16 protein-coding genes and 1 pseudogene are annotated in these 23,280 nt (G+C 63.5%); 7 read left to right on the forward strand and 10 right to left on the reverse strand.

The annotated features are described in order from the left end of the window. Positions 1-83: 83 nt before the first annotated feature. Complete coding sequence (locus ACW9IN_RS01750; protein ID WP_457364263.1) at positions 84-1,487, forward strand: MFS transporter; 1,404 nt, start codon at positions 84-86, stop codon at positions 1,485-1,487. A gap of 45 nt (positions 1,488-1,532) precedes the next feature. Here ACW9IN_RS01750 and ACW9IN_RS01755 read toward each other — a convergent pair whose 3' ends face one another. Both ACW9IN_RS01755 and ACW9IN_RS01760 read right to left on the reverse strand, forming a co-directional pair. Further along, positions 1,533-2,825 carry a PQQ-dependent sugar dehydrogenase gene (locus tag ACW9IN_RS01755; RefSeq protein WP_457364264.1) on the reverse strand — a complete coding sequence of 431 codons (1,293 nt, stop codon included), beginning with the start codon at positions 2,823-2,825 and terminating at the stop codon, positions 1,533-1,535. Continuing rightward, on the reverse strand, positions 2,822-3,235 hold the full coding sequence (locus ACW9IN_RS01760) for a DUF2231 domain-containing protein (protein WP_457364265.1): 414 nt from the start codon (positions 3,233-3,235) through the stop codon (positions 2,822-2,824). The genes ACW9IN_RS01755 and ACW9IN_RS01760 overlap by 4 nt, the downstream gene beginning before the upstream one ends. Before the next feature lie 174 nt (positions 3,236-3,409). Between ACW9IN_RS01760 and ACW9IN_RS01765 the strand changes: the two genes are divergently transcribed. The 3 genes from ACW9IN_RS01765 (at position 3,410) to ACW9IN_RS01775 (ending at position 6,626) form a co-directional block, all read left to right on the forward strand. Then, complete coding sequence (locus ACW9IN_RS01765) at positions 3,410-4,438, forward strand: UV damage endonuclease UvsE (RefSeq protein ID WP_457364266.1); 1,029 nt, start codon at positions 3,410-3,412, stop codon at positions 4,436-4,438. 411 nt (positions 4,439-4,849) lie between these two features. Beyond that, positions 4,850-5,752, forward strand: coding sequence for a LysR family transcriptional regulator (locus tag ACW9IN_RS01770; RefSeq protein ID WP_457364267.1), 903 nt, complete (start codon positions 4,850-4,852; stop codon positions 5,750-5,752). A 79-nt stretch (positions 5,753-5,831) separates the two neighbouring features. Beyond that, the gene (locus ACW9IN_RS01775) at positions 5,832-6,626 is read left to right on the forward strand and encodes an alpha/beta fold hydrolase (RefSeq protein ID WP_457364268.1); all 795 of its coding nucleotides are present in this window, start codon (positions 5,832-5,834) and stop codon (positions 6,624-6,626) included. Here ACW9IN_RS01775 and ACW9IN_RS01780 read toward each other — a convergent pair. The 3 genes and pseudogenes from ACW9IN_RS01780 to ACW9IN_RS01790 all read right to left on the reverse strand — a co-directional run bounded on the left by ACW9IN_RS01780 (position 6,616) and on the right by ACW9IN_RS01790 (position 12,708). Next, positions 6,616-7,383: a methyl-accepting chemotaxis protein gene (locus tag ACW9IN_RS01780; protein WP_457364481.1), complete on the reverse strand. Its 768-nt coding sequence runs from the start codon at positions 7,381-7,383 to the stop codon at positions 6,616-6,618. The two genes, ACW9IN_RS01775 and ACW9IN_RS01780, sit on opposite strands and share 11 nt — an antisense overlap. Positions 7,384-7,470: 87 nt before the next feature. Next, positions 7,471-8,568, reverse strand: a pseudogene (locus ACW9IN_RS01785) (cache domain-containing protein); the annotation flags it as partial. A gap of 135 nt (positions 8,569-8,703) precedes the next feature. Beyond that, positions 8,704-12,708: a molybdopterin-dependent oxidoreductase gene (locus tag ACW9IN_RS01790; RefSeq protein WP_457364269.1), complete on the reverse strand. Its 4,005-nt coding sequence runs from the start codon at positions 12,706-12,708 to the stop codon at positions 8,704-8,706. 664 nt (positions 12,709-13,372) lie between these two features. Here ACW9IN_RS01790 and nirB point away from each other — a divergent pair. Together nirB and nirD are read left to right on the forward strand one after the other, a co-directional pair. Next, positions 13,373-15,913, forward strand: coding sequence for a nitrite reductase large subunit NirB (gene nirB, locus ACW9IN_RS01795; protein ID WP_457364270.1), 2,541 nt, complete (start codon positions 13,373-13,375; stop codon positions 15,911-15,913). Then, on the forward strand, positions 15,913-16,269 hold the full coding sequence (gene nirD, locus ACW9IN_RS01800) for a nitrite reductase small subunit NirD (protein ID WP_457364271.1): 357 nt from the start codon (positions 15,913-15,915) through the stop codon (positions 16,267-16,269). The genes nirB and nirD overlap by 1 nt, the downstream gene beginning before the upstream one ends. A 24-nt stretch (positions 16,270-16,293) precedes the next feature. Here the strand turns inward: nirD and ACW9IN_RS01805 are convergent, their stop codons facing one another. Beyond that, complete coding sequence (locus tag ACW9IN_RS01805) at positions 16,294-16,761, reverse strand: MarR family winged helix-turn-helix transcriptional regulator (RefSeq protein ID WP_457364272.1); 468 nt, start codon at positions 16,759-16,761, stop codon at positions 16,294-16,296. Positions 16,762-16,840: 79 nt separating this feature from the next. Here ACW9IN_RS01805 and ACW9IN_RS01810 point away from each other — a divergent pair, with 79 nt between their 5' ends. After that, positions 16,841-18,337: an FAD-dependent oxidoreductase gene (locus tag ACW9IN_RS01810; protein WP_457364273.1), complete on the forward strand. Its 1,497-nt coding sequence runs from the start codon at positions 16,841-16,843 to the stop codon at positions 18,335-18,337. On the opposite strand, the gene ACW9IN_RS01815 is transcribed toward ACW9IN_RS01810, so the two are convergent. The 4 genes from ACW9IN_RS01815 to proX form a co-directional block, all read right to left on the reverse strand. Continuing rightward, positions 18,327-18,818, reverse strand: a complete 492-nt coding sequence (locus ACW9IN_RS01815) for an Lrp/AsnC family transcriptional regulator (protein ID WP_457364274.1) — start codon at positions 18,816-18,818, stop codon at positions 18,327-18,329. The genes ACW9IN_RS01810 and ACW9IN_RS01815 overlap by 11 nt on opposite strands. Before the next feature lie 348 nt (positions 18,819-19,166). Next, complete coding sequence (locus ACW9IN_RS01820; protein WP_457364275.1) at positions 19,167-20,552, reverse strand: aminotransferase; 1,386 nt, start codon at positions 20,550-20,552, stop codon at positions 19,167-19,169. Further along, positions 20,549-22,036 (reverse strand): NAD-dependent succinate-semialdehyde dehydrogenase, encoded by a 1,488-nt coding sequence (locus ACW9IN_RS01825; protein ID WP_457364276.1) that lies wholly within the window; start codon positions 22,034-22,036, stop codon positions 20,549-20,551. Before ACW9IN_RS01825 ends, ACW9IN_RS01820 begins: the two co-directional genes overlap by 4 nt. 166 nt (positions 22,037-22,202) lie before the next feature. Next, positions 22,203-23,228 carry a glycine betaine/L-proline ABC transporter substrate-binding protein ProX gene (gene proX / locus ACW9IN_RS01830; protein ID WP_457364277.1) on the reverse strand — a complete coding sequence of 342 codons (1,026 nt, stop codon included), beginning with the start codon at positions 23,226-23,228 and terminating at the stop codon, positions 22,203-22,205. Positions 23,229-23,280 lie beyond the last annotated feature (52 nt).

Raw genomic sequence — 23,280 nt, forward strand, 5'->3', positions numbered from 1 at the left:
GGGGGGACCGATATAAAAGTGGAGGTTGTACGACGACATATGACGTTACATATGTCCTACCTAACAAAAATAAAAGTGATGCCATGAACTTGAACGAGCCCATCAACGCCCAGCGCGTTGGCCAGGCGGTAGGCAACTACCGCTGGACCATCTGCGCGATGCTGTTCTTCGCCACCACCGTCAACTACCTCGACCGCCAGGTGCTCAGCCTGTTGGCGCCGCAGCTGTCCACGCAATTCGGCTGGAGCAACACCGACTACGCCAACATTGCCGCGGTGTTCCAGTTTGTCTATGCCATCTCCATGCTGTTCGCCGGGCGTTTCGTCGACAAGATCGGCACCAAGGCGGCCTATGTGGTCGCCATCGGCGTGTGGTCCACCGGCGCGATCATGCATGCGTTTTCGGTGCCGATGGGACAGGGCATCGCGGCGATCAGCGGGGCGATCGGCCTGGCGGTGATCCCGGTGTCGATCGCCGGCTTCATGTTGTCACGGGCGGTACTGGCGATTGGCGAGGCGGGCAACTTCCCCATCGCAATCAAAGCGACCGCTGAATACTTCCCGAAAAAAGAACGCTCCCTGGCCACCGGGATTTTCAACTCGGGCGCCAACGTCGGCGCGATCCTGGCGCCGATCTGCGTGCCGTTGATCGCCGGGCTGTGGGGCTGGGAAGCAGCGTTCATGGTGATCGGCATGCTCGGTTTCGTGTGGGTGGCGATATGGGCAGCCATCTACGAGAAGCCGGAGCAGCAAAAGCGCCTGTCGGCCGCCGAGCTGGCGTATATCCGCAGCGACCAGACTGTGCAGGTCATCCCGCCAGTGGCCGCGGGTGCCGTCGAGAAGAAAGTCTCGTGGTTCAAGCTGCTGACCTATCGCCAGACCTGGGCCTTTGCCTTCGGCAAGTTCATGACCGATGGCGTGTGGTGGTTCTTCCTGTTCTGGCTGCCCACGTACCTGTCTGCGCAATACGGCATGAAAGGCGCCGATATCGTCATGCCGCTGGCGGTGCTGTACAGCATGACCATGGTCGGCAGTATCGGCGGCGGCTGGTTCCCGAGCTATTTCATGTCCCGTGGTGACGCGCCCTATGACGGTCGCATGAAAGCCATGCTGGTGATCGCATTGTTCCCGTTGGTGGTGTTGCTGGCACAGCCGCTGGGCTACATCAGCTTCTGGGTGCCGGTGTTGCTGATTGGCATCGGCGCCTCTGCGCACCAGGCGTGGTCGTGCAACATTTTCACCACGGTATCGGACATGTTCCCGCAGAAAACCGTGGCCTCGGTGGTCGGCATCGGCGGCATGGCCGGTGGCATGGGCGGGGTGGTGATGACCAAGATCGGCGGTTGGGTATTCGATTACTACAAGTCGGTCGGCGATATTCACACCGGCTACATGATCATGTTCGCGATCTGTGCGCTGGCTTATCTGGTGGCGTGGAGCGTGATGAAGACATTGGTGCCGCGCCACAAGGAAATCACTGACTTGTAAAGGTCCGCCGCCCTGCGCTGGCAATAGTGCAGGGCGGCAGCACGGCTAGCGGTTGCGCGTCACGCGCCACACCGTATTGGCCAGGTCATCCGCGATGATCAATGCCCCTTTGGGGTCCACCGTCACGCCCACCGGACGGCCCCGGGTCTTGCCGTCTTCACCCCGGAAGCCGGTGGCGAAGTCCACGGGCTCGCCTGCCGGCTTGCCATTGCTGAACGGTACGAAGATCACCTTGTAGCCCACCGGGTTGTCGCGGTTCCAACTGCCGTGTTCGCCCACGAATACCCCGTCAGCGAATTGCTCGCCCATCTGCGGTATCGAAAAATCCACGCCCAATGCGGCTACGTGAGAACCCAGGCTGTAATCCGGCTTGATGGCGGCGGCCACCTTGTCCGGGTTTTGCGGCTGCGCGCGCGGGTCGACATTCTGGCCCCAATAGCTGTAGGGCCAGCCATAGAAGGCACCTTCACGCACCGAGGTCAGGTAGTCCGGCACCAGGTCGGGGCCGAGTTCGTCGCGTTCGTTGACCACGGTCCAGAGTTGCCCTGAATCCGGTTGGATCGTCAGCGCGGTCGGGTTGCGCAGGCCGGTGGCATAGGGCTTGTGCGCGCCGGTCGCGGCGTCGATCTGCCAGACCATCGCACGGTCGATCTCCACTTCCATGCCGCGCTCGGTGATGTTGCTGTTGGAGCCGATGCCCACGTAGAGCTGGCTGCCGTCGGTACTCACGGCCAGGGATTTGGTCCAGTGATGGTTGATCTGCGCCGGCAGGTCGGTGACCTTGGAGGGCGGGCCGCTGGCTTTGGTCTGGCCGTCGGCGTAATCGAAGCTGACCAGCGCGTCCTGGTTGGCTACATAGAGTTTCCCGTTGGCGAACGCCAGGCCGTAGGGCGCGTTGAGGTTGTCGGCGAATACGGTTTTCACTTCATAGGTGCCGTCGCCATCGGCGTCGCGCAGCAAGGTCAGGCGATTGCCGCCCTTGACCTTGGTGTTGCCCTCGGCCTTGATCACGCTGGCGATCACATCCTTGGGCTTGAGTTTGGCGGCACTGCCGCCTCGTCCTTCGGCGACGAGAATGTCGCCATTGGGCAGCACCAGCGTCTGGCGCGGGATGGCCAGGCCGGTAGCGATGGCGGTGATGGTGTAACCCTCGGGTACCCGGGGCTTCTGATCACCCCAGGGCGCCGGCTGCGCAATCTTCATGCTGGGCAACAGGCTGCTCTGCTGCTCGGGCAGCTTGGGATCGGGGCCGCGGGACTGAGTGTTGTCGCTTCCACCGCCGCAGGCACTGAGCAACAGTGCCGCGCTTAGCAAGGTCAAGGTGTGAGGGGCTTTCATTTGACACCTCCGTTGCGCAGACCGGTCCAGGTAGCCGCCAGTGTCAGCAGCAAGACAATCGCCGACAGCACTAGGCCGCCAGGCATCGAGGCGTAGGCGTCCTTGGCATGCTGAAACGCGTTGACCAGGCCAAGCAGCCAGGTGGCCAACAGCAACAGCACATAACGTGCGGGTTGTCTCGACCGACGCCCGCCACGCACTAGATGCACCAGCGCGAACAGAAAGGCCAAGCCACAGAACACCAGCGCACCGGCAATCAACCAGGAGGCAAAGTTGGCCCATTGAATCTGGTAGGTCTGGGTGTAGGCGATGTCGCTGAGCAACGCCCCGAGAAACAGCGGTACAGTGCCGGCGAGCAAGGTCGCGTGCAGCGGCCCCGGGTTGATTCGGTAGGTGGGAAGGGTAGTCATGGTGGCGGCGGCTCCTTGTTGTACAACGCCCCAGGCCGGGGCAGCGCATAGGAAATGAACGCGCCGCGTGTCAGAAAGTTCAGCGTGATTCGTGTCGAAATATTATGAACACCCCGCGTGAGCCCGGGCCTAACGCCGTATCATTCCGTCATTTTCCAGTTGCCAGGCATTTCCATGACACACCCTCGCATCGGCTTTGCGTGCCAATACAAGCATCCCGACCGCCTGCTGTCGGCCAGTGCCCTCAAGTTGATCGAAGGCCCGTTCAACCCGCGTACCACCACCTTGCGCTGGATGGACGGCGTGGCACCGCAGGTTGCCCGTGACAAGCTGGTGGAAATCGTCACCCACAACCTGGCCGCGCAGTTGCGCCTGCTGGCCTATGTGGCAGAACTGCCGCCGATGTTGCGCATGCTCAGGCTCAGCAGCGACCTGCTGCCGTTCTACAGCCACCCGAAAGTGGCGGCGGTCTATCAGGACCCTGCGATCCAGCGCCAGTTGGAGGAGGGCTTTGCCGCCATCGGTGATCTGGCTCGCGCGTCGGATATCCGTCTGTCATTTCATCCTGGCCAATATTGCGTGCTCGGTTCCGACAACCCCGGGGTGGTGGAGAACAGCCTGGCCGAGTTCGAATACCACGCAGACATGATCCGCATGATGGGCTACGGTCGACGCTTCCAGGACCTCAAATGCAACGTGCACATAGCCGGACGCCTCGGCGTGGATGGCACCCGCGCGACATGGGCACGCCTGTCGGACGTGGCGCGCAATTGCATCACCTTCGAGAATGACGAAAAGACTTATGGCCTGGACCACTGCCTGCAAGTCGCCGACCTGGCGCCCGTGGTGCTGGACATCCACCACTGCTGGATCCATGAAAACGGCTACATCGAGCCCGACTCCGAACGGGTCGCGCGGGTGATCGAGAGCTGGCGTGGTGTGCGCCCGACCATGCACTACTCCCAACCCCAGGAAAGCCTGCAGGAACTGGGTTTCGACGCCGAACACAAACTGGAAATGGACGCGCTGCTGCAGGTGGTATCCAAGCGCGACCTGTATGCCCATAGCGCGCAAATGTGGAACCGCTGGACCAACGACTACGCACTGCAATTCCTCGACCGCTTCGACATCATGCTCGAAGCCAAGGACAAGAACGTCGCCTCGTTGGCGTTTTATGAGCATTTCAAGCATCGGTCGATCTAGAGGACGAAGGCTTGGCAGCGGCTGGAAAGACGCTGCCAGAGGCGCTATCTCACCAACAATACAGATCCAATGTGGGAGCTGGCTTGCCTGCGATAGCGGCGGCACAGCCGACACAGATTCCACCTGACCCACCGCCTTCGCAGCCTCGCCGGGGCTCGACAGTTGCTCCCACAGGGGATTGGCAGTGGCTGGAAAAACTCCATCAGCAGGGCCATCGCGCCGGGCGCTTTTTTTACCAACAACAGAGATCCCCTGTGGGAGCTGGCTTGTCGGGTCGCCGCATCGCTGCGAAGACTGCGGCACGGCCAACACCGATACCACCTGCCTCACCACCCTCCACACATCAGGTTAAGCTATAGGATTATTGGCGATAAACTCAGCTATACATACGCCCAACCTATGGATTGCCCCATGATCAACTTTCGCCTCATCCGCCATCTCTGGCTGTTTCTCGCCGTCGCCGAAGAACAGAACTTCGGCCGTGCCGCCAAGCGCCTGGGTATGTCGCAACCGCCGCTGAGCGAGCAGATTCAGGTGCTGGAGCAGGCGCTCAAAGTCACATTGTTCGAGCGTTCGCGGCGTGGGGCTCGGTTGACGCCCGTGGGGGCGGCGATCCTGCCGGCGGTGCGCAAGTTCGCCGAGCAACTGGAGCGCCTGGAGCTGGCGGTGGAAGAGGCGGTGGCGGGGCAGTCGGGCATGCTCACCATCGGGGCGATTTCCACGGCGATGTTCGATGTGCTGCCCGACCTGATCGACCGGCTCAAGCAGCAATACCCCCATCTCACCGTATCGGTGCGCGAGATCGATAGCGTGGAGGCGGTACCGGCGCTGGAGGCCGGAGACATCGACCTGGCCTTCGCCCGGCTGGACGGTGACCTGGGCCCGGCCATCCACTCGCTGCCACTGCGCGAAGACCGCCTGATGGTGGCGCTGCCCAGCGATCACCCGCTGGCCACGCGCTCGCGCATCAGTCTGTCGAGCCTGGCCAGCGAGCCGCTGGTGATGTTTTCGCGCAAGGTCAGCCCGGTGTATTTCGACAACCTGATTGCCACCTGCCGCGCCAGCGGTTTCTCGCCACGGGTGCTGCACGAAGTGCGTTCGGTGGCCTCGCAGATCGCGTTTGTCAGCTGCGGCCAAGGCATCGCGCTGGTGCCGGCTTCACTGAAAAAACTCGCGCCGGACAACGTAGTGCTGCGCGCGCTCAGCCAAAAGCTGCATGTGGTCACCACCGCCGTGGCCTGGAACAGCGAACGCCCAAACCCGTTGGTCACGGAGCTGGTCGCGCAGTATCAGGCTCATACGATTGGCGTATGAAAGCGTTCCGTCATTCGTCATTTACACAGGGTTGAAAACCCTCGAGATTTGACGGCTGTCTGATCAAGGAGCCTCCACCATGTCGTTCGCCCACACCCTTGTGCCGCTGACGGTCGACGGCGTGTCATTGAACATCGCTGCCCTGCATCGTCCCGGCGAGCGTGCCCCCATCGTGTTTTTGCATGGCTTTGGCTCGACCAAGGAAGACTATGCCGACATCGTCCTGCACCGGGCTTTCGACGGGCACCCCTTTGTGGCCTACGACGCTCCGGGTTGCGGCGAAAGCCAGTGTGCCGACCTGTCGAAGATCAACATTGCCTTCCTGTTGGACACCGCGTTGCAGGTGCTGGCGCATTTCGAGATCGAGCGCTTCCACCTGGTGGGCCACTCCATGGGCGGCTTGACCGCACTGATGCTCGCCGACCGGTTCCCGGGGCGGGTGCTCAGCTTTGTCGATATCGAAGGCAATATCGCCCCCGAAGACTGCTTTCTCAGCCGCCAGATCGTCGATTACCCGGCGCAGGATCCCGAAGCGTTTTTCAGCGCCTTTATCGAGCGCACCCGCCAGGCCCCGGCGTACGCCAGTGCGTTGTACTCGGCAAGCCTGCGCCACAAAGTCAGGGCCGGCGCGGTGCGCGGGATTTTCCAGTCGATGGTGCACCTGTCGGACCACGCCGACCTGATGGGCAAGTTCCTCGGCCTGCCGTGCCCGCGCCTGTTCATGTACGGCGAGCAGAACGCCACGCTGTCCTACCTGCCGCACATTCAGGCCCGGGGCGTGCGCCTGGCGCCGATTGCCGACTGCGGGCACTTCCCGATGTATTCCAACCCGGTGGCGATGTGGCGCCAGATCGGCGACTTCATCAAGACTTGAACCGCCCCACCAGGCCATTCAACTCATCCGACAGGTTCGACAGCCGGCCCGAATCGTCCTGCGCCGAGTTGGCCAGGCGTTCCACCAACCGCGCCTCGTCATAGATCTGCTGGATGTGCCGGTTGATCTCTTCGGCCACACTGTGCTGTTCCTCGGCGGCGGCGGAGATTTGCAGGTTCTGGTCGCGGATCTCGTTGACCGACAACTGGATGCCTTCAAAGCTGTCCCGCGCATTTTCGATGGACGCCACACTGGCGCGGGACAGGTCCAGGCAACTGCCCATTTTCTGCGTGACTTCCTGGGTCTTGCTGCCCAGGGTGCCGAGCAGTTGTTCGATCTCCCCGGTGGAGTCGGACGTGCGCTTGGCGAGGGCGCGCACCTCGTCCGCGACCACGGCGAACCCGCGGCCCTGGTCGCCGGCACGGGCGGCTTCGATGGCGGCGTTGAGGGCCAGCAGGTTGGTCTGTTCGGCAATCGCGCGGATGGTGCCGAGAATCTGGTTGATGCTGCGGCTACCGGCCTCCAGCTCGACCATGGCCTGGGACGACTCGGTCAGGCGCCGCCCCAGGCGGTTGACATTGTCGGTGGTCAATTCGATCTGTTGCTTGCCTTCGGCCACGCGGCGATGGCCGTTTTCGGCGGACTCGGCGGCGCCGCTGCACGAGCGCGCCACTTCGTTGGCGGTGGCCACCATTTCATTGAAGGCCGTCGACACCAGTTCCACTGCTTCGCGCTGTCTGCCGGCGGCCTCGTTCATGTTGTGCGCCACCTCGCTGTTGACCTTCGAGGCGTTGTGCAAATTGCTCGACGCCGCACCAATGTGCTGGATCAGTTGGCGGATCGCCGCGAGAAACTTGTTGAACCAGCCGGCCAGCTCGGCAGTTTCGTCTTTACCCGTCACATGCAGCTCATGGCGCAAGTCGCCTTCGCCCTGGGCGATCGATTGCAAGCCGGTGCTGACCTGGCCGATGGGCTTGACGATGACCTTGGAAAACGCCGCTGCGATCAACCCGAAAATCAGCACCAGCACGCCGACGATGACCGCCGTGAGGTACGTCATGCGGGTGGCTTCGGCCATGACTTCGCGCTGTTCGATCAGCCCCACATACCGCCATCCCAGACCCGGGGAAGTCCACACATTGGCCATGTAGCGCATGCCATCGATGACCACTTCGGTGGAGCCCTGGGGCGTCTCGGCCAGTTGCGCGTAGGGCGCGCCAAGGTCCTTGAGCGGTTTGAAGTTGTGGGCGGCGTCACGCGGGTCCACCAGCACCACGCCGTCTTCGATCAGCATCACATAGCCGCTTTCCCCCAGCTTGATGCTCTTGAGCAGCTCGGTGAGGTTCTTGAGTGACACGCTGACCACGAACACGCCCTTGGGCTTGCCGGTGTTGTCCAGCAGTGCGCGGGCGGTGCCCACCAGGGCCACGTCATCCTTGTCGTAGTAGTAAGCCGGGGTTCGCACGGTTTTGCCGGGGCTGGCCATGGCGGCCTTGTACCACGGGCGGGCGCGGGGATCGTACTGGGCCAGTTTCGGGTCGTCGGGCCATTTGGCGTAGGTGCCGTCTTCCAGGCCGATGGACAGAATCGCCGCCGCCGGGTGTGTGGCGCCATAGCGGGCAAAACGGTCGATCACCTGCTGCGCCGCCGCCGGCATCGGTTGGTTGGCCGCATCGGCGGGGCGGTAATCCTTGAGGCTGTCGACGGATGTGTATACAGAATCGGTCGCCAGCTGATCGACGTTTTGCAGCGTGCCATCGAAGAACTGGCGGATATTGCCATCGATCTGGCGAATTTCCCGGGTGCTGCCATCGATAAACTGATCCACCGCCTGGGTCCGCGTATTCATGACCGAGATCACGGCGACCAGGCTGACCGGGATAAATGCGACAGAAACAAAAGCCAGTACCAGTTTATTTTTTATTTTCATCGAGACGACCATCAGCAGGGAGGGCGGCCAAACCGCCGCGTGTCAAAAAGCACGCGGCAATTTGCTATGACTGATGTTTCGGCGCTGTTTGGATAAAGCTTTAGGGTTTTTTGTACACAATACAAAAGGCGATTGTTCTGTATCCAATCAATACACATCACGCAGGTAACGCTTCTGTTCGCTCAACTGGCGCCAGTACTCGCCGGCGCCCTCGAGGCCCAGTCCGCCGTGGGTTTGCGCGATGTCACGCAGCGCCTGGTCGACGTCCTTGGCCATGCGGCTGGCGTCGCCGCAGATATACAGCCGGGCGCCGTCCTGCAACCAGCGCCACAGTTCGGCGCCGTTTTCGCGAATGCGGTCTTGCACGTAGATCTTCTGCGGCTGGTCGCGGGAAAACGCCAGGCTCAGATGGGTCAGCAGGCCGTCGTGCTGCATGCCCTGCAACTCTTCGCGGTAGTAGAAGTCCGTCGCGGCATGCTGTTCGCCAAAGAACAGCCAGTTGCGTCCCGAGTGGCCCTGGGCGCGGCGCTCCTGCAAAAAACCGCGGAACGGCGCGATGCCGGTGCCCGGGCCGATCATGATCATCGGCACGTCGCCGTCGCTGGGCGTACGGAAATGTTTGGACGGTTGCACGAACACCGGCACGTCGCCGTCGCCGGCACGGTCGGCGAGGAAGGTCGACGACACCCCCTTGCGTTTGCCATAGCGCACGGCGGCCACGGTAAGGTGCACTTCCTGCGGGTGGGCCTTGGCACTGGAGGCGATGGAATACAGGCGCGGTTGCAGGCGCTTGAGGGTGCCGAGCAGTTCGTCCGCCGTGCAGTCGATGGGGTATTCATGCAGCACATCCGCCAGTTGCCGGCCCCACAGCCAATCCTTGAGGGCAGCCTTGCGTTCGGGTTCGAGCAACTGCTTGAGGCCCGAGTTCGCGCTGCGTTCAGCGATAAACGCCAGGGTGTCGCTGCTGGGCCGGGCGATTTCGAAATGCTGGATGAGTGCCTGTTGCAGCGGCAGATCACCAAAGGTATCGATGTTCACTGGCGTCGTGGCAGCCAGACGGGTCAGGCCCAGCAGCTCGTCAACCAGCTCCGGGCAGTTGCGCGGCTTCACGCCCAGGGCATCACCGGCTTCATAGCTCAACCCGGAGCCTGCCAGGTCGAGAGCGAACTGGCGCGTCTCCTTGTGTTGGCTCTGTGGGTTCAAGTGTCGATTGAGCAACAACCGCGCGCCGTGCAACTTGGTTTTGCCGGCGTGGGTGGCGGGCGCGGCGGCCTTGGCCGGGTTGAGGCTGTGTTGCAAACGCTGCAACCAGGCCTCGGCGTGCTCTTCGAATTCGGTGTCGCAGTCGACGCGTTCCAGCAGGCGCGTGGCACCCAGTTCCAGCAGGCGCTGGTCGAGTTGCTTGCCGTGCTGGCAGAACTGATCGTAATTCGGATCGCCCAGGGCCAGCACTGCGAAGCGCAGCGATTCCAGACGCATCTCGGCGTTGTTCAGGCTGTGCCAGAACGCCTGGCCATTGTCCGGCGGATCGCCGTCGCCAAAGGTGCTGCTGATCAGCGCCAGGGTGTGGGTGCTGGCCAGTTTGCTGGCGGGAAAGTCGGCCATGGCACTCAGTTGCACGTTGATGCCGCTGTCACGCAAACGCAGGGCGAAGCGCTCGGCCAGGGCTTCGGCATTGCCGGTTTGCGAGGCCCACAGCAAGGTCACGGCGGGCGACTCCAGCGCGGGCAGCGCAACGGCGGTGTTGTCGGCACGGCTGAACAGCCCGGCGAGTACACCGTCCAGCCACAGGCGGGTGTCTGCGGCCAGCGGCGCGCTGGAGGGCAGCGTCGGTACACCGGCGACCTGGCCCCCGGCGCCCGACTGCAAACCGCTGAGGAAACCGGCGAGGTAGGTGCGCTCACGGTCGCCGAGTTGCGGCGGCGAGACGTTACGGATGCCGGCGATTTCGGCGAAGGCGTCGAGGCGCGACATGCTGAGGTCCTCTACTGAAGGGGATGAATCGGTGGCGGCCGGGCCGTCGAGGAACCGATGGTCGATCAGCTCGACCCGGGCCAGCGCCACCGCGCAGAATTTGAATTCAGGCTGCAACGAAATCGGGTCGACGGCATCGTGGGTGACGGCGTTGATTGCCAGGTGTTCGCCGAACACATCGTTCCAGTGGAAGGGCGCGAAACAGTTGCCGGGCCGCACACGGTCGGTGACTCGCGCCGGCAATACCGCACGGCCACGTCGGGAGCGCACTTCCACTGCGTCTTTGTCCTTGATGCCCAGGCTGGCGGCGTCTTCGGGGTGCAGTTCGACGAAGGGGCCGGGGTTGAGTTTGTTCAGGGTTGCGACCTTGCCGGTCTTGGTCAGGGTGTGCCACTGGTGCTGCACGCGGCCAGTGTTGAGTACGAAGGGAAGGCCCTCATCGGGCATTTCCGCCGGCGGCAGGTGAGGGCGGGGCAGGAAGTGCGCCTTGCCGTCAGCAGTGGCGAAGCGCAGCGTGCCGCCGTTCCTGTAGCGGATCGGGTTGCGGTCGCCGGCATCACTGGATGCGCAAGGCCATTGCACGGGGCGTTCGCGCAGGCGTGCATGGCTGGTGCCGCGAATGTCGTAGCCGGTCGCGGGGTTCCAGGCGCGCTTGATCTCCTCGAACACCTCGGCGGCGCTGGCGTAGGTAAACGCCTCGGCAAAGCCCATCTCGCAGGCGACCCGGGCGATGATCTGCCAGTCGGGCAGGGTGTCGCCGGGGGCGTCCACGGCCTTTTGCATCAGCGTCAGGTTGCGCTCGGAGTTGATCATCACCCCTTCGGCCTCGGCCCACAGGGCGCCGGGCAGCAGGATGTCGGCGTAACGGTTGGTTTCGGTGTCGAGAAAGGCATCCTGAGTGATGACCAACTCGGCGGCCTGCAAGCCCTCGATCACTTTGCGGCGATTGGGCGCGCTGGCGACCGGGTTGGTGCAGATGATCCAGCAGGCCTTGATCTGTCCGGCGGCCATCTGCTCGAACATCGCGACGGTGCCGCTGCCGGCGGAGCGCGGCAGGCTGTCGGTGGGCAACTGCCACAGGTCTTCGACAAAGGCGCGGTCGGCTTCGACCAATAGCGAGCGCTGGCCCGGCAGGCCCGGGCCCATGTAACCCATTTCGCGACCGCCCATGGCATTGGGTTGCCCGGTGAGGGAAAACGGCCCGCTGCCCGGGCGGCAGATGGCGCCGGTGGCCAAGTGGAGATTGCACAGGGCATTGGTATTCCAGGTGCCGTGGGTACTCTGGTTGAGACCCATGGTCCAGCAACTCATCCACTCGGTGGCCTCGCCGATCCAGGTGGCGGCCTGGCGGATATCCGCTTCGGCCAAGCCGGTCAGTTCGGCCACGACAGGGGGCGGGTAGTCGTCGAGAAACCCCGGCATCGCCTCCCAGCCTTCGGTGAAGACGGCGATAAAGGCAGGGTCGGTGTGGCCGTTCTTGACCAGCAGGTGCAGCAGGCCGTTGAGCAGGGCCAGGTCGGTGCCCGGCTTGATGGGCAGAAACAGGTCGGCCTTGTCCGCCGTTGCGCTGCGTCGGGGGTCGACCACGATCAGCTTCGCGCCGGCCTTGACCCGGTCCATCATGCGCAGGAACAGGATCGGGTGACAGTCGGCCATGTTGGCGCCGATCACGAAAAACAGGTTGGAACGGTCGAAGTCGTCATACGAACCAGGCGGGCCGTCGGAGCCCAGTGACAGCTTGTAGCCGCTGCCGGCGCTGGCCATGCACAGCCGCGAATTGGACTCCAGGTTGGCGGTGCGTACAAAACCCTTGGCCAACTTATTGATCAGGTACTGGGCTTCCAGCGACATCTGGCCCGACACATAGAACGACAGTGCATCCGGTCCGTGAGTGTCGAGGATGCGGCGCAGGCGGCCAGCGGTTTCACGGAGCGCCTTGTCCATGGGCAGGCGCACCGGATCGTGATCGCGGGCCTGGCGCAGGTAGGCGTTCTCCATGCGCCCGGAGTCGGCGATGGCCTGACCGCAGGTGGTGCCCTTGGTGCACAGGCGGCCGAAGTTGGTGGGGTGGGCCTTGTCGCCGATCACCTTGACCACTTTGTTGTGTTCCACCTGCATGACGATGCCGCAGCCCACGCCACAATAGGGGCACACGCTGCGGACGCTCTGATTTGCCATCGATCACCTTCATAAACAAAAAAAGCGCCATGCGGCCCTCCGTTGAAAAACGGGGGCCACACGGCGCCTTTGTCGTGAGCGGTCAGTCTGCGTTGACTGCCTGGTTGAGGTGTTGCTAGCAAGTCACGCGCCAGCTTTTTATCGGATGTCGTGTGGGGAAATGTCTCCCCAGGGTGAAGCTACTGATGCCCTGTAGTGAGCGGGCTTGTCGAATCGTCGCACCGCCCGCGCCGGGCTGCGTAGCAGCCCCAAAAACGGGAGCGCTGCGCACTCCAGCGCGGGACAAGCCCGCTCACTACAGAAAAGCATCCTGTCCAGCACAACACATATTCTGCTCAGCACAACAAATACCCAGCGCACCTGAATGTGCACATTTTTGAAGCGATGCGCACCAGTTGGAGGCGTGGAACACGGTCTGGCGCAGGGTCACTCGCCGCGCAAGCCAGTCCTGCGGGCGTCGCAGCCAATTGGCACAGAGCCTGCAAGTCCACCCTCAACCCACCTCGGTCAACGACGATCGACAACAGGGGTAATAGCGGAAGGTCAGGCGCAGTCGCCCGATCCGAACCCGCATAAGAACAGGCAAAGACGCCTGGAACCGTAAGGTTTCAGGCGTTTTTTTTTGCTTTTTTAAAACCGTGATGAGCGTTGTCGGGTGCCTTATATGAACAGTCTGAAAACCCTGGTCGTCGTCGGCAATGGCATGGTCGGCCACCACTGCGTGGCGCAATTGATCGAACGTGGCGCACTGGCGCATTACCGCCTGCACGTGTTCAGCGAGGAGCCGATGCGCGCCTATGACCGCGTGCACCTGTCGGAATATTTCACGGGTCGCGATGCCGAGTCGTTGGCCTTGTCCGAGGCGTCGCTGTACCAGACGCCGGGGGTTACCCTGCACCTGGGCGTGCCGGTGCTGGAAATCGATCGGGCCCGCCGCGAAGTGATCACCGCCGACGGATGCGTGCCGTACGACAAGCTGGTGCTGGCTACCGGGTCCTATCCGTTCGTGCCGCCCATCGAAGGCGCCGAAGGCGATTCGCGGTTGGTCTACCGCACCCTGCAAGACCTCGACGCCATTCGCACCGCCGCCCGCAGTGCACGCCGTGGCGTGGTGGTCGGTGGCGGCCTGCTGGGCCTGGAAGCGGCCAACGCACTCAAGAGCCTGGGGCTGGAGGCGCATGTGGTGGAGTTCGCGCCGCGCCTGATGCCGGTGCAACTGGATGACTTCGGCGGGCTGGCCCTCAAGGCCCAGATCGAACGCCTGGGCGTCGGCGTGCACTTGTCCCGAGCCACCCAGTCGATCAGCGCCGGCGAGCATTACCGCTACCGCATGAACTTTGCCAATGACGAGTTCCTGGAAACCGACCTGATCGTGTTCTCCGCCGGCATTCGTGCCCAGGATGCGCTGGCGCGCCAGGCCGGGTTGGAGATCGGTCCGCGCGGTGGCGTGGTGATCAATGACGAGTGCTTGAGCTGCGACCCGAACATCTATGCTATCGGCGAATGCGCCTCGTGGAACGGCAGCCTGTTCGGCCTGGTCGCACCGGGTTATCAGATGGCCCGGGGCGTTGCCGCACTGTTGTGCGGGCAGACCGCCGAACCGTTCGTGGGCGCCGACATGTCCACCAAGCTCAAGCTGCTGGGGGTGGACGTCGGGTCCATCGGCGATGCCCACGCCCACACCCCGGGCGCACGCAGCTATCAATTCATCGACGAGGCCAGCGCCAGCTACCGTCGCCTGGTGGTGGACGCCAGCGGCAAGCACGTAATCGGCGCGGTGCTGGTGGGTGACAACAGCTACTACGACACCCTGCTGCAATACATGCAGAACACCATCGCGTTGCCCACCGAGCCGGCCAGCCTGATCCTGCCTTCCACCGGCGGCGCACCGACCCTGGGCCCGGGCGCCTTGCCCGAGTCGGCCACGGTATGCTCGTGCCACAACGTGACCAAGGGCGCGATCTGCTCGGCCATCGATGGCGGCTGCACCGACCTCGGCCTGCTCAAGTCGCAGACCAAGGCCTGTACCGGTTGCGGCGGTTGCGCCGGTTTGCTCAAGCAAGTGTTCGAGCATGAACTGATCGCCCGTGGCGTCAGTGTCGACAAGAGCCTGTGCGAACACTTCGCCTTCACCCGCCAAGAGCTGTACGCGATGGTGCGCGTGGAAGGCATCACCACCTTCGAAGCACTGTTGGGCAAACATGGCCGGGGCCATACCGGGTGCGATGTGTGCAAGCCGGCGGTGGGCTCGATCCTCGCATCGTGCTGGAACCAGCCGATCATGGACGCATCGCTGGTGCCGTTGCAGGACACCAACGACACGTTCATGGCCAACATGCAGAAAAACGGCACCTATTCGGTGGTGCCCCGCATCCCGGGTGGCGAGATCACCGCAGACAAACTCATCGTGATCGGCGAAGTGGCGAAGAAATACGACCTCTACACCAAGATCACCGGTGGCCAGCGCATCGATTTGTTCGGCGCGCAACTGCACGAGCTGCCGGACATCTGGGGCGAACTGATCGCCGCCGGGTTCGAGACCGGGCATGCCTATGGCAAGTCCACACGCACGGTGAAGTCCTGCGTGGGCAGCACCTGGTGCCGCTACGGCGTGCAGGACAGCGTGAAAATGGCGCTGCTCATCGAAGACCGCTACAAGGGCCTGCGCTCGCCGCACAAGCTCAAGTTCGCGGTGTCCGGCTGCACCCGCGAGTGCGCCGAGGCGCAGAGCAAGGACGTGGGCGTGATCGCCACCGAGAACGGCTGGAACCTCTACATCGCCGGTAACGGCGGCATGCGCCCGCGCCATGCCGAACTGTTCGCCACTGACCTGGATGACGCCACGCTGATCCGCTACATCGATCGCTTCCTGATGTTCTATATCCGCACCGCCGACCGCTTGCAGCGCACTTCGGTATGGCGCGAGAGCCTGGAAGGCGGCCTGGACTTCCTCAAGGACGTGATTATCGACGACAGCCTGGGCCTGGGCGCCGAGCTGGAAGGGCAGATGCAGCTGGTGGTCGACCGCTACGAGTGCGAGTGGGCCAATGCCCTCAAGGACCCGGAAAAACTCAAGCGCTTCCGTACCTTCGTCAACGACAAACGCCCGGACCCGGACATCCACTTCGTCCAGGAGCGCGGCCAGCGCCGGCCGATCATGGCCGCCGAACTCAACTTGATTCCCGTCATCGAGGAGATTGCCTGATGCACTCGTCCAATGTTCAGCGACACCTGGCCACCTGGAAAACCGTGTGCAGTGCACAGGACCTGGTGAGCAATTCCGGGGTGGTGGTGTGGTTCGACGGCGCGCAAGTGGCGCTGTTCTACCTGCCCCAGGCGCAAGCGCTGTATGCCATCGACAACCACGACCCGGAATCCGGGGCCAATGTGATCGGGCGTGGCTTGATCGGCAATATCAAGGGCGACCTGGTGGTGGCCGCGCCGATCTACAAACAGCATTACCGCCTGGAGGACGGCCAATGCCTGGAGGCGCCGCAACAACGCCTGCGGGTCTGGCCGGTGCGCTTGAACGGGGATGCGGTGGAGCTGGGGGTGAACTGACTCGCGACCCGCCCGGGGCCTCCTTCAGGTCAGGTCCCGGGTGGCCCGGATCGAATCGTTTTTCAGTTCTTCGGCAAACTTGCGCATCAGCCGCACCAGGTTGTCGAAATCGCCTTCGTCCCAGGTGGAAAAGATCGAAACACCCATGCGTTCGCGGGCGTCGTCTACGCGGTCGGTCATGGCCTTGCCTTTTTCGGTGATCACCGACTCCCGCACTCGCCGGTCCAGCGAACTTGCCTGGCGCTCGATCAGGCCCTGGCTTTCCAGTTTGGTGACTTGCCGGCTCACGGTGGTGTAGTCACGTCCCACGCGATCGGCCAGTTCGACGACGCCAATCGGCCCCAGCCGCTCCACCAGCACCAACAGCGGGAACAAGGCCCGGTCGAGGGTGATTCCGGCTTCGCGCACCATCGCCTCGTCACGCTGGGGGCGGTTCATCACCCCGACAATCTCAACGAGTGAGCTATGCAGATCGCGCAGTTGCGCGCTCATATGTGCTTTTTGCACATTTTTAATTGACACTGTGTTTCTCCATCTTAATATGTGCATATTGCACATATAGGTGATCCGTATGAAAGCGCAATCCGTTGTCGATGTTCTGATTTGCGGTGCCGGTGCCGCCGGCCTGACCCTGGCGATTGACCTGGCCCGCAGGGGCATCGGCGTACGCCTGATCGAAAAAAACGCGCAACCCTTCCATGGTTCGCGGGGCAAGGGCATTCAGCCCAGATCCCAGGAAGTCTTCGAAGACCTCGGGGTGCTCGAGCGCCTGATGGCCGCAGGAGGAGTCTATCCGACTGAACGACGATACCGCGACGACGGCACCTGCATCGACGCCGATTTCACCGAGGGCAGGGCGCCGACGCCCGCCGAACCGTACCAGCTGCCATTGATGGTGCCGCAGTTTCTGACCGAACGGGTGCTGCGTGAACGCCTGCTGGAACTGGGCGGCCGGCCCGAGTTCGGCTGCGAGCTGATCGGCTTTGTGCAGGACGCTGAAGGCGTCACCGCCCGGTTGTCGAGCGCATCGGGCGAAGAAAGCCTGCGCGCCCGCTGGCTGGTCGGCGCCGACGGTGGCCGCAGCTTTGTCCGGCACGCGCTGGATATCGGCTTCCCCGGCAAGACCCTCGGCGTGCGTGCATTGGTGGCCGATGTGGAATTGTCCGGGCTGTCGCGAGATGCCTGGCACCGCTTCGGTGACGCCGACCCGCAGCGGCAAATCGCGGTGTGCCCGTTGGCCGGTACCGAGCTGTTCCAGATTCAGGCGCCGGTCCCGCTGGACGCCGAGGTCGACCTCAGTGCCCGAGGCCTGACCGCCCTCGTCGCGCAGCGTACCGGGCGTGATGATATTCAGGTGCGGGCGGTGTCCTGGGCGTCGGCCTACACCATGAATGCGCGGTTGGCCGACCACTACCGGGTGGGGCGTGTGCTGCTGGTGGGCGATGCCGCCCATATCCACCCGCCCACCGGCGGCCAGGGCCTCAACACCAGCGTGCAGGACGCCTACAACCTGGGCTGGAAACTGGCGGCGGTGAGCCGGGGTGCCCCGGATGCATTGCTCGACACTTACGAGCAGGAGCGGCGTCCCGTGGCGGCCTCTGTGCTCGGGCTGGCCACCCGCCTGCTGGGGGCGATGAAAGACGGTGACATGCGCCGGGGCCGGGAAGTGCAGCAGCTCGACCTGGGGTATGCCGGGTCTGCATTGGCCCTGCAAACGTCTGCCCGCTCAGGTGCGCGGATGGCTGGCGACCGCGCCGCGGATGCGCCGCTGACCGGCGCGAGCGGCCAGCCGCAGCGGGTGTTCGACCTGCTGCGCGGGCCGCAGTGGACGTTGCTGGCGTTCGAGGCGCCGCGTGGGCTGGTCGCACCTCGGCCCGGGTTGGCGATTCATCACGTAGGGGCGGGCGATGAGCTGATCGACGCGCAAGGCCATCTTCAGCGTGCCTACGGTCTGGCGAAAGGGGACTGGATGCTGGTGCGCCCGGATGGCTACCTTGCAGGGATCGTAGCATCCAGGGAAGTTGACAGTTTGGAGGAGTATTTCCCGGGCGTGGGGCTTAGCCGTTGAGCGACGGATTGCCCAGCGCTTGCGCCGGCACCGCGCCGGGCGTCTTGATGGTCTTGGTGACGATGTAGGTGAAGTAGCGTTCGATGGCCAGGTCTTCCACCAACAACTGGTCGATGAAGCGTTGGTATTGATCGATGTCGGCGGCACGGATCATCGCGATGTAGTCCACGCCGCCGCCGGTGGCGTAGCAGAACTCCACCTCCGCGGCCTCGGCCATGCGCTGTTCGAAGCGGCGCATGTCCTGGGCGGTGTGGCGGGCCAGGGTGATTTCCACCAGCAGTTGCTGGCTCTTGAACACCTGGCTCCAGTCGATCACCGCGCGGTAGCCCTTGACCAGGCCGGCGCTTTCCAGCTTGCGCACGCGCTCCCAGGCCGGGGTCACCGACAGGTTGATCGCCTCGGCCAGGCTGGACTTGGTGATGCGCCCGTCCTCGGAGAGGATGCGCAGGATGTTCAGGTCGTAACGGTCAAGCTTGTGCATCAAGGAAAATCTCCACAGGCCACAGACTTAAAACAGCTCCTACAGGGATTTTGCCAACCCGGGAAGTCCCTGGTTGAAACACAAAACCTGTGGGAGCTGGCTTGTCGGGTCGCCGCATCGCTGCAAAGACAACGGCACTGCTAACACAGATGCCGCCTGACCCACCGTCTTCGCAGCCTCGCCGGGGCTCGACAGCTCCCACAGGGGGTTGGTAGTGTCTGAAAAAGCTCTGCCAACAGGGTCATCGCGCCGGGCTCTTTCTCGCCAACAATAGAGCTCCAATGTGGGAGCTGGCTTGCCGGCGAAGGTCGTCAACGATAACGCATACCTGCCGGGTGTACGCCGTGTTCAACCGAGGACTTCGTTGGCCACCTGGTCTATCGCGCCGACGGTGATGTCGACGATCAGGTCGGCGTCTTCGCGGGTGAGGATCAGCGGCGGGGCGAAGCCGAGGATGTCGCCGTGGGGCATGGCGCGGGCGATCATGCCGCGTTCCAGGCAGGCGGCCGAGACTTTCGGGCCGACTTTCAGCGCGGCGTCGAACGGCGTGCGCTGCTCGCGGTCGGCCATGAATTCCACGGCGGCGAGCATGCCGTCACCGCGCACTTCGCCCACCAGCGGGTGGCCTTCGAGGGTTTCGCGCAGGCGCCGGTTGAGGTAACCCCCCACCTGTTCGGCGTTTTCCGTGAGGTTTTCGCGTTGCAGAATGTCGAGGTTGGCCAGCGCGGCGGCGGCGCAGATCGGGTGTCCGGAGTAGGTCCAGCCGTGGCCCATGGCGCCTTCGGTGGTGGAGGCCTTTTCGATCACGCTCCACACCTTCTCGCCGATGATCACCGCCGACAGTGGCGCGTACGCACTGGTCAGGCCCTTGGCCGTGGTGATCAGGTCCGGGCGCATGCCGTAGCGCTGGCTGCCCATTTTCGAGCCCAGGCGGCCAAAGGCGCACACCACTTCATCGGCAATCAGCAGCACATCGTATTTGTTCAGCACGGCCTGGATCGCGTCCCAGTAACCGGCCGGCGGCACCACGATACCGCCGGTGCCCATTACCGGCTCGCCGATGAACGCGGCCACGGTGTCCGGGCCTTCGGCCAGGATCATTTTTTCCAGCTCGTCGGCGCAATAGCGCACGAATGCGGCTTCATCCATGCCGGTCGGTGCCTTGCGGTACCAGTGCGGGCACACGGTGTGCTTGATGCCCTGTTCCGGCAGGTCGAAATGCTGATGGAAGGCGGCCAGGCCGGTGAGGCTGCCGGTCATGATGCCCGAGCCATGGTAGCCCCGGTCGCGGGAGATGATTTTCTTCTTCTGTGGGCGACCCAACACGTTGTTGTAGTAGCGCACCAGCTTGATCTGGGTTTCGTTGGCGTCGGAACCCGACAGGCCGTAGTAGACCTTTTCCATGCCCTGCGGCGCCCAGTCCATGATGCGGCTCGACAGCTCGATGATCGCTTCGGTCGAGTGGCCGACATAGGTGTGGTAGTAGGCCAGCTCCTTGGCCTGCTTGTGGATGGCGTCGGCCACTTCGGTGCGGCCATAGCCGATGTTCACGCAGTACAGGCCGGCAAAGGCGTCGATCAGCTCGCGCCCTTCGTGGTCACGGATGTGGATGCCCGAGGCGCCTTGAATGATGCGACCTTTCAGCGCGCCGCTGGCATGGTCGTGGGCGTGGGTGGACGGGTGCATGAAGTGCGCGCGGTCCTGTTCGAACAGGCGGTCGAGTTCGTGGTTCATTGCGAGTCTCCTGGGAATTGTCCTTGGTGGTGCAGGCAAAAGTATTTGGTTTCGACAAAGGCTTCGAAGCCCTCGGTGCCGCCTTCACGGCCCAGGCCCGAGGCCTTCATGCCGCCGAACGGAATCGGGTGGCCGGTGAATTTCACCCCGTTGACCGCGACCATGGCGTGGTCGAGGCGACGGATCAGCGGGTAGATCAGGTCGAGCCGGTTGGAGCAGATGTAGGCCGCCAGGCCGTATTCGGTGTCATTGGCCAGGGCAACCGCCTGGTCCAGGCTGTCGAAGGGCATCACCCCGGCGATGGGCGCGAAGTTTTCTTCGCGGTAGATGCGCATCCCGGGCGTGACATCCGCCAATACGGTGGGCTGGTAGAACAGGCCGCCGAGGGCATGGGCCTCGCCGCCGACCAGGCGTTGTGCGCCCTGTTGCAGCGCGTCGGCCACCCGCTCGGCAGTCACGTCGAAGGCGGCCTGGTGCATCAATGGGCCCACATCCACCGCCTGCTCCCGGTCACCCACAAGGGCCGGGCCCACCCGCAGTTCGCGCACGGCGGCGGCGAAGCGGGCGAGAAACGCCGGGTAGACCGAACGGTCCACGAGGATGCGGTTGGCCGCGCAGCAATCCTGGCCGGAGGTCTGGAACTTGGCTTCCACGGCCACCTTCACTGCCAGGCCCAGGTCGGCATCGGCACACACAATGAACGGTGCGTTGCCGCCCAGCTCCAGCGCGACCTTTTTCACATCCTGGGCCGCGGCTTGCAGCACCAGCTTGCCGACGCGCGTGGAGCCGGTGAAGCTCACCGAACGCACGCGGATGTCCTGCACCAGGGTTTGCATGGTCATCTGTGGCTCGCCCAGCACCACGTTGAACACCCCGGCGGGAAACCCGGCTTCTTCGGCCAGTTGCGCCAGGGCAAAGGCCGAGTAGGGGGTTTCGTGGGCCGGCTTGACCACCACCGTGCAACCGGCGGCCAGCGCGGCGGCGGCTTTGCGGGTGATCATCGCCGAAGGGAAATTCCATGGCGTGAGCAGGGCGCAGACGCCCACCGGTTCCTTGACCGTGCCCAGGTGCGCGCCGGGAATATGGCTGGGGATGTTCTGGCCATAGAGGCGCCGGGCTTCTTCGGCGAACCACGGGATAAAACTGGCGGCGTAGGCGATTTCGCCACGGGACTCGGCCAGGGACTTGCCTTGTTCCCGGCTGAGGATACGGGCGAGGTCTTCCTGATGTTCGAGGATCAACGCGGCCCAGCGCTTGAGAATCGTTGCGCGCGCCTCCAGGCTCTGTTCACGCCAGGCGGGGAAGGCGCTGTGCGCGGCGTCGACGGCGGCGACAATCTGCGGTTGTTCGAGCATCGGCACATGGCCGATCACTGCCTGTGTGGCCGGGTTGTGCACGGCGATGCTGCTGGCGCTGTCACTGTGGACCCAATGGCCGTCGACATAGCACAGCGCCTTGAACAGCAGTGGGTGTTGGTACGTCATGGTGGTCACTCCCAATCGTCTGAGTGCAGTCATGCTAGGGCAGGGCAGCGCGGGAAAAAGCCGGTTTGGCCGGGGTGTGGCAGTGGTTTTTTTCTGATTGCCGGTGCCATTTCCGGTGATTTCTGTGGGAGCCGGGCTTGCCCGGCTCCCACAAGGGGCGCGGGGGTTATTGGGCGGCCTTGGCGTTGGCGATCCAGCCGTCGAAGGTGGCCTTGTTTTCACTCATCCAGTCATCCGCGAGCTTGCGAATGTTGCGTTCGCTGGAACCGTCCTGGCTGATGGTTTTTTCCCAGTAGCTCCAGGTGGCCTGCGGGAAGGTCATCTGTTCCACCAGCTTTTTCACCGCCGGGTTGGCGGCAATGAACTGCTTGTTGCCGATCGCGTACCAGTTCCATGCCGCCATGGCCATGCGGCACGGGTCGGCGCCGCCGGCGCAACCTTCCACGCCAGGGGTCAGCGCGCTGGTGGTGCTGGGTACGTTGCCCGGCAATGCATCGAACGGCGTCGGCAGCCACACCACGTCCTTGCCCGGCACCATGGTGTTGGTCATCCAGGACGGCGCCCAGGCGTAGAAAAACACCGGTTCGCCGCGCTTGAGGCGGGCGACGTTTTCGAACATCAGTGCTTCGTACTTGCCGCGCACCGGGTTGACGGTGGCCTTGAGGCCGAACTTGTCGAGCTGGTAGTCCACCACGTCACCGCAGCCCCAGCCCGGGTCGCAACTGATCAGGTCGGCCTTGCCGTTCTTGCCGAACAGGCCAGCGATCTTCGGGTCTTTCAGCTGTTCCAGGCTGGTGATGTGGTAAGCGTCGGCGGTCTTCTTGTCGATCATGTAGCCGTTGTAGCCGGCGCCGGTGATGGAACCGCCACCGACCACTTCGGTGCGGTCCTTGACCTTGTCGAAGCTGGGTTGAAGCTGTGGCAAGGTCACGTCCATCGACAGGTCCAGGTCGCCCTGGGCCGCCGCCGGAAAGAACAGCGTGGTGTTGACGGTGCTCAATTTGCTCGCATAACCGAGACGCTTGGCGGCCTCGATGGCGATCTTGGTGATCACGTAGTTGCCGCCGGTGCTTTCCGACTGCACGAAGCGGATGGTCTTGCCATCGCCCGGCAAGCTTTCGGCCAGCACCGAAGTGCTCCCCAGGTACAGCACCGCCGCAACGCCCAGCAAGGTTTTGACTGGATGCATCATGATTTCCTCTTTGTTTTTCTCGTTATGGTTAAAGGGTGGCAGTCAATAACGG

It is taken from the genome of Pseudomonas sp. SDO5271_S396 (genome assembly GCF_054071795.1).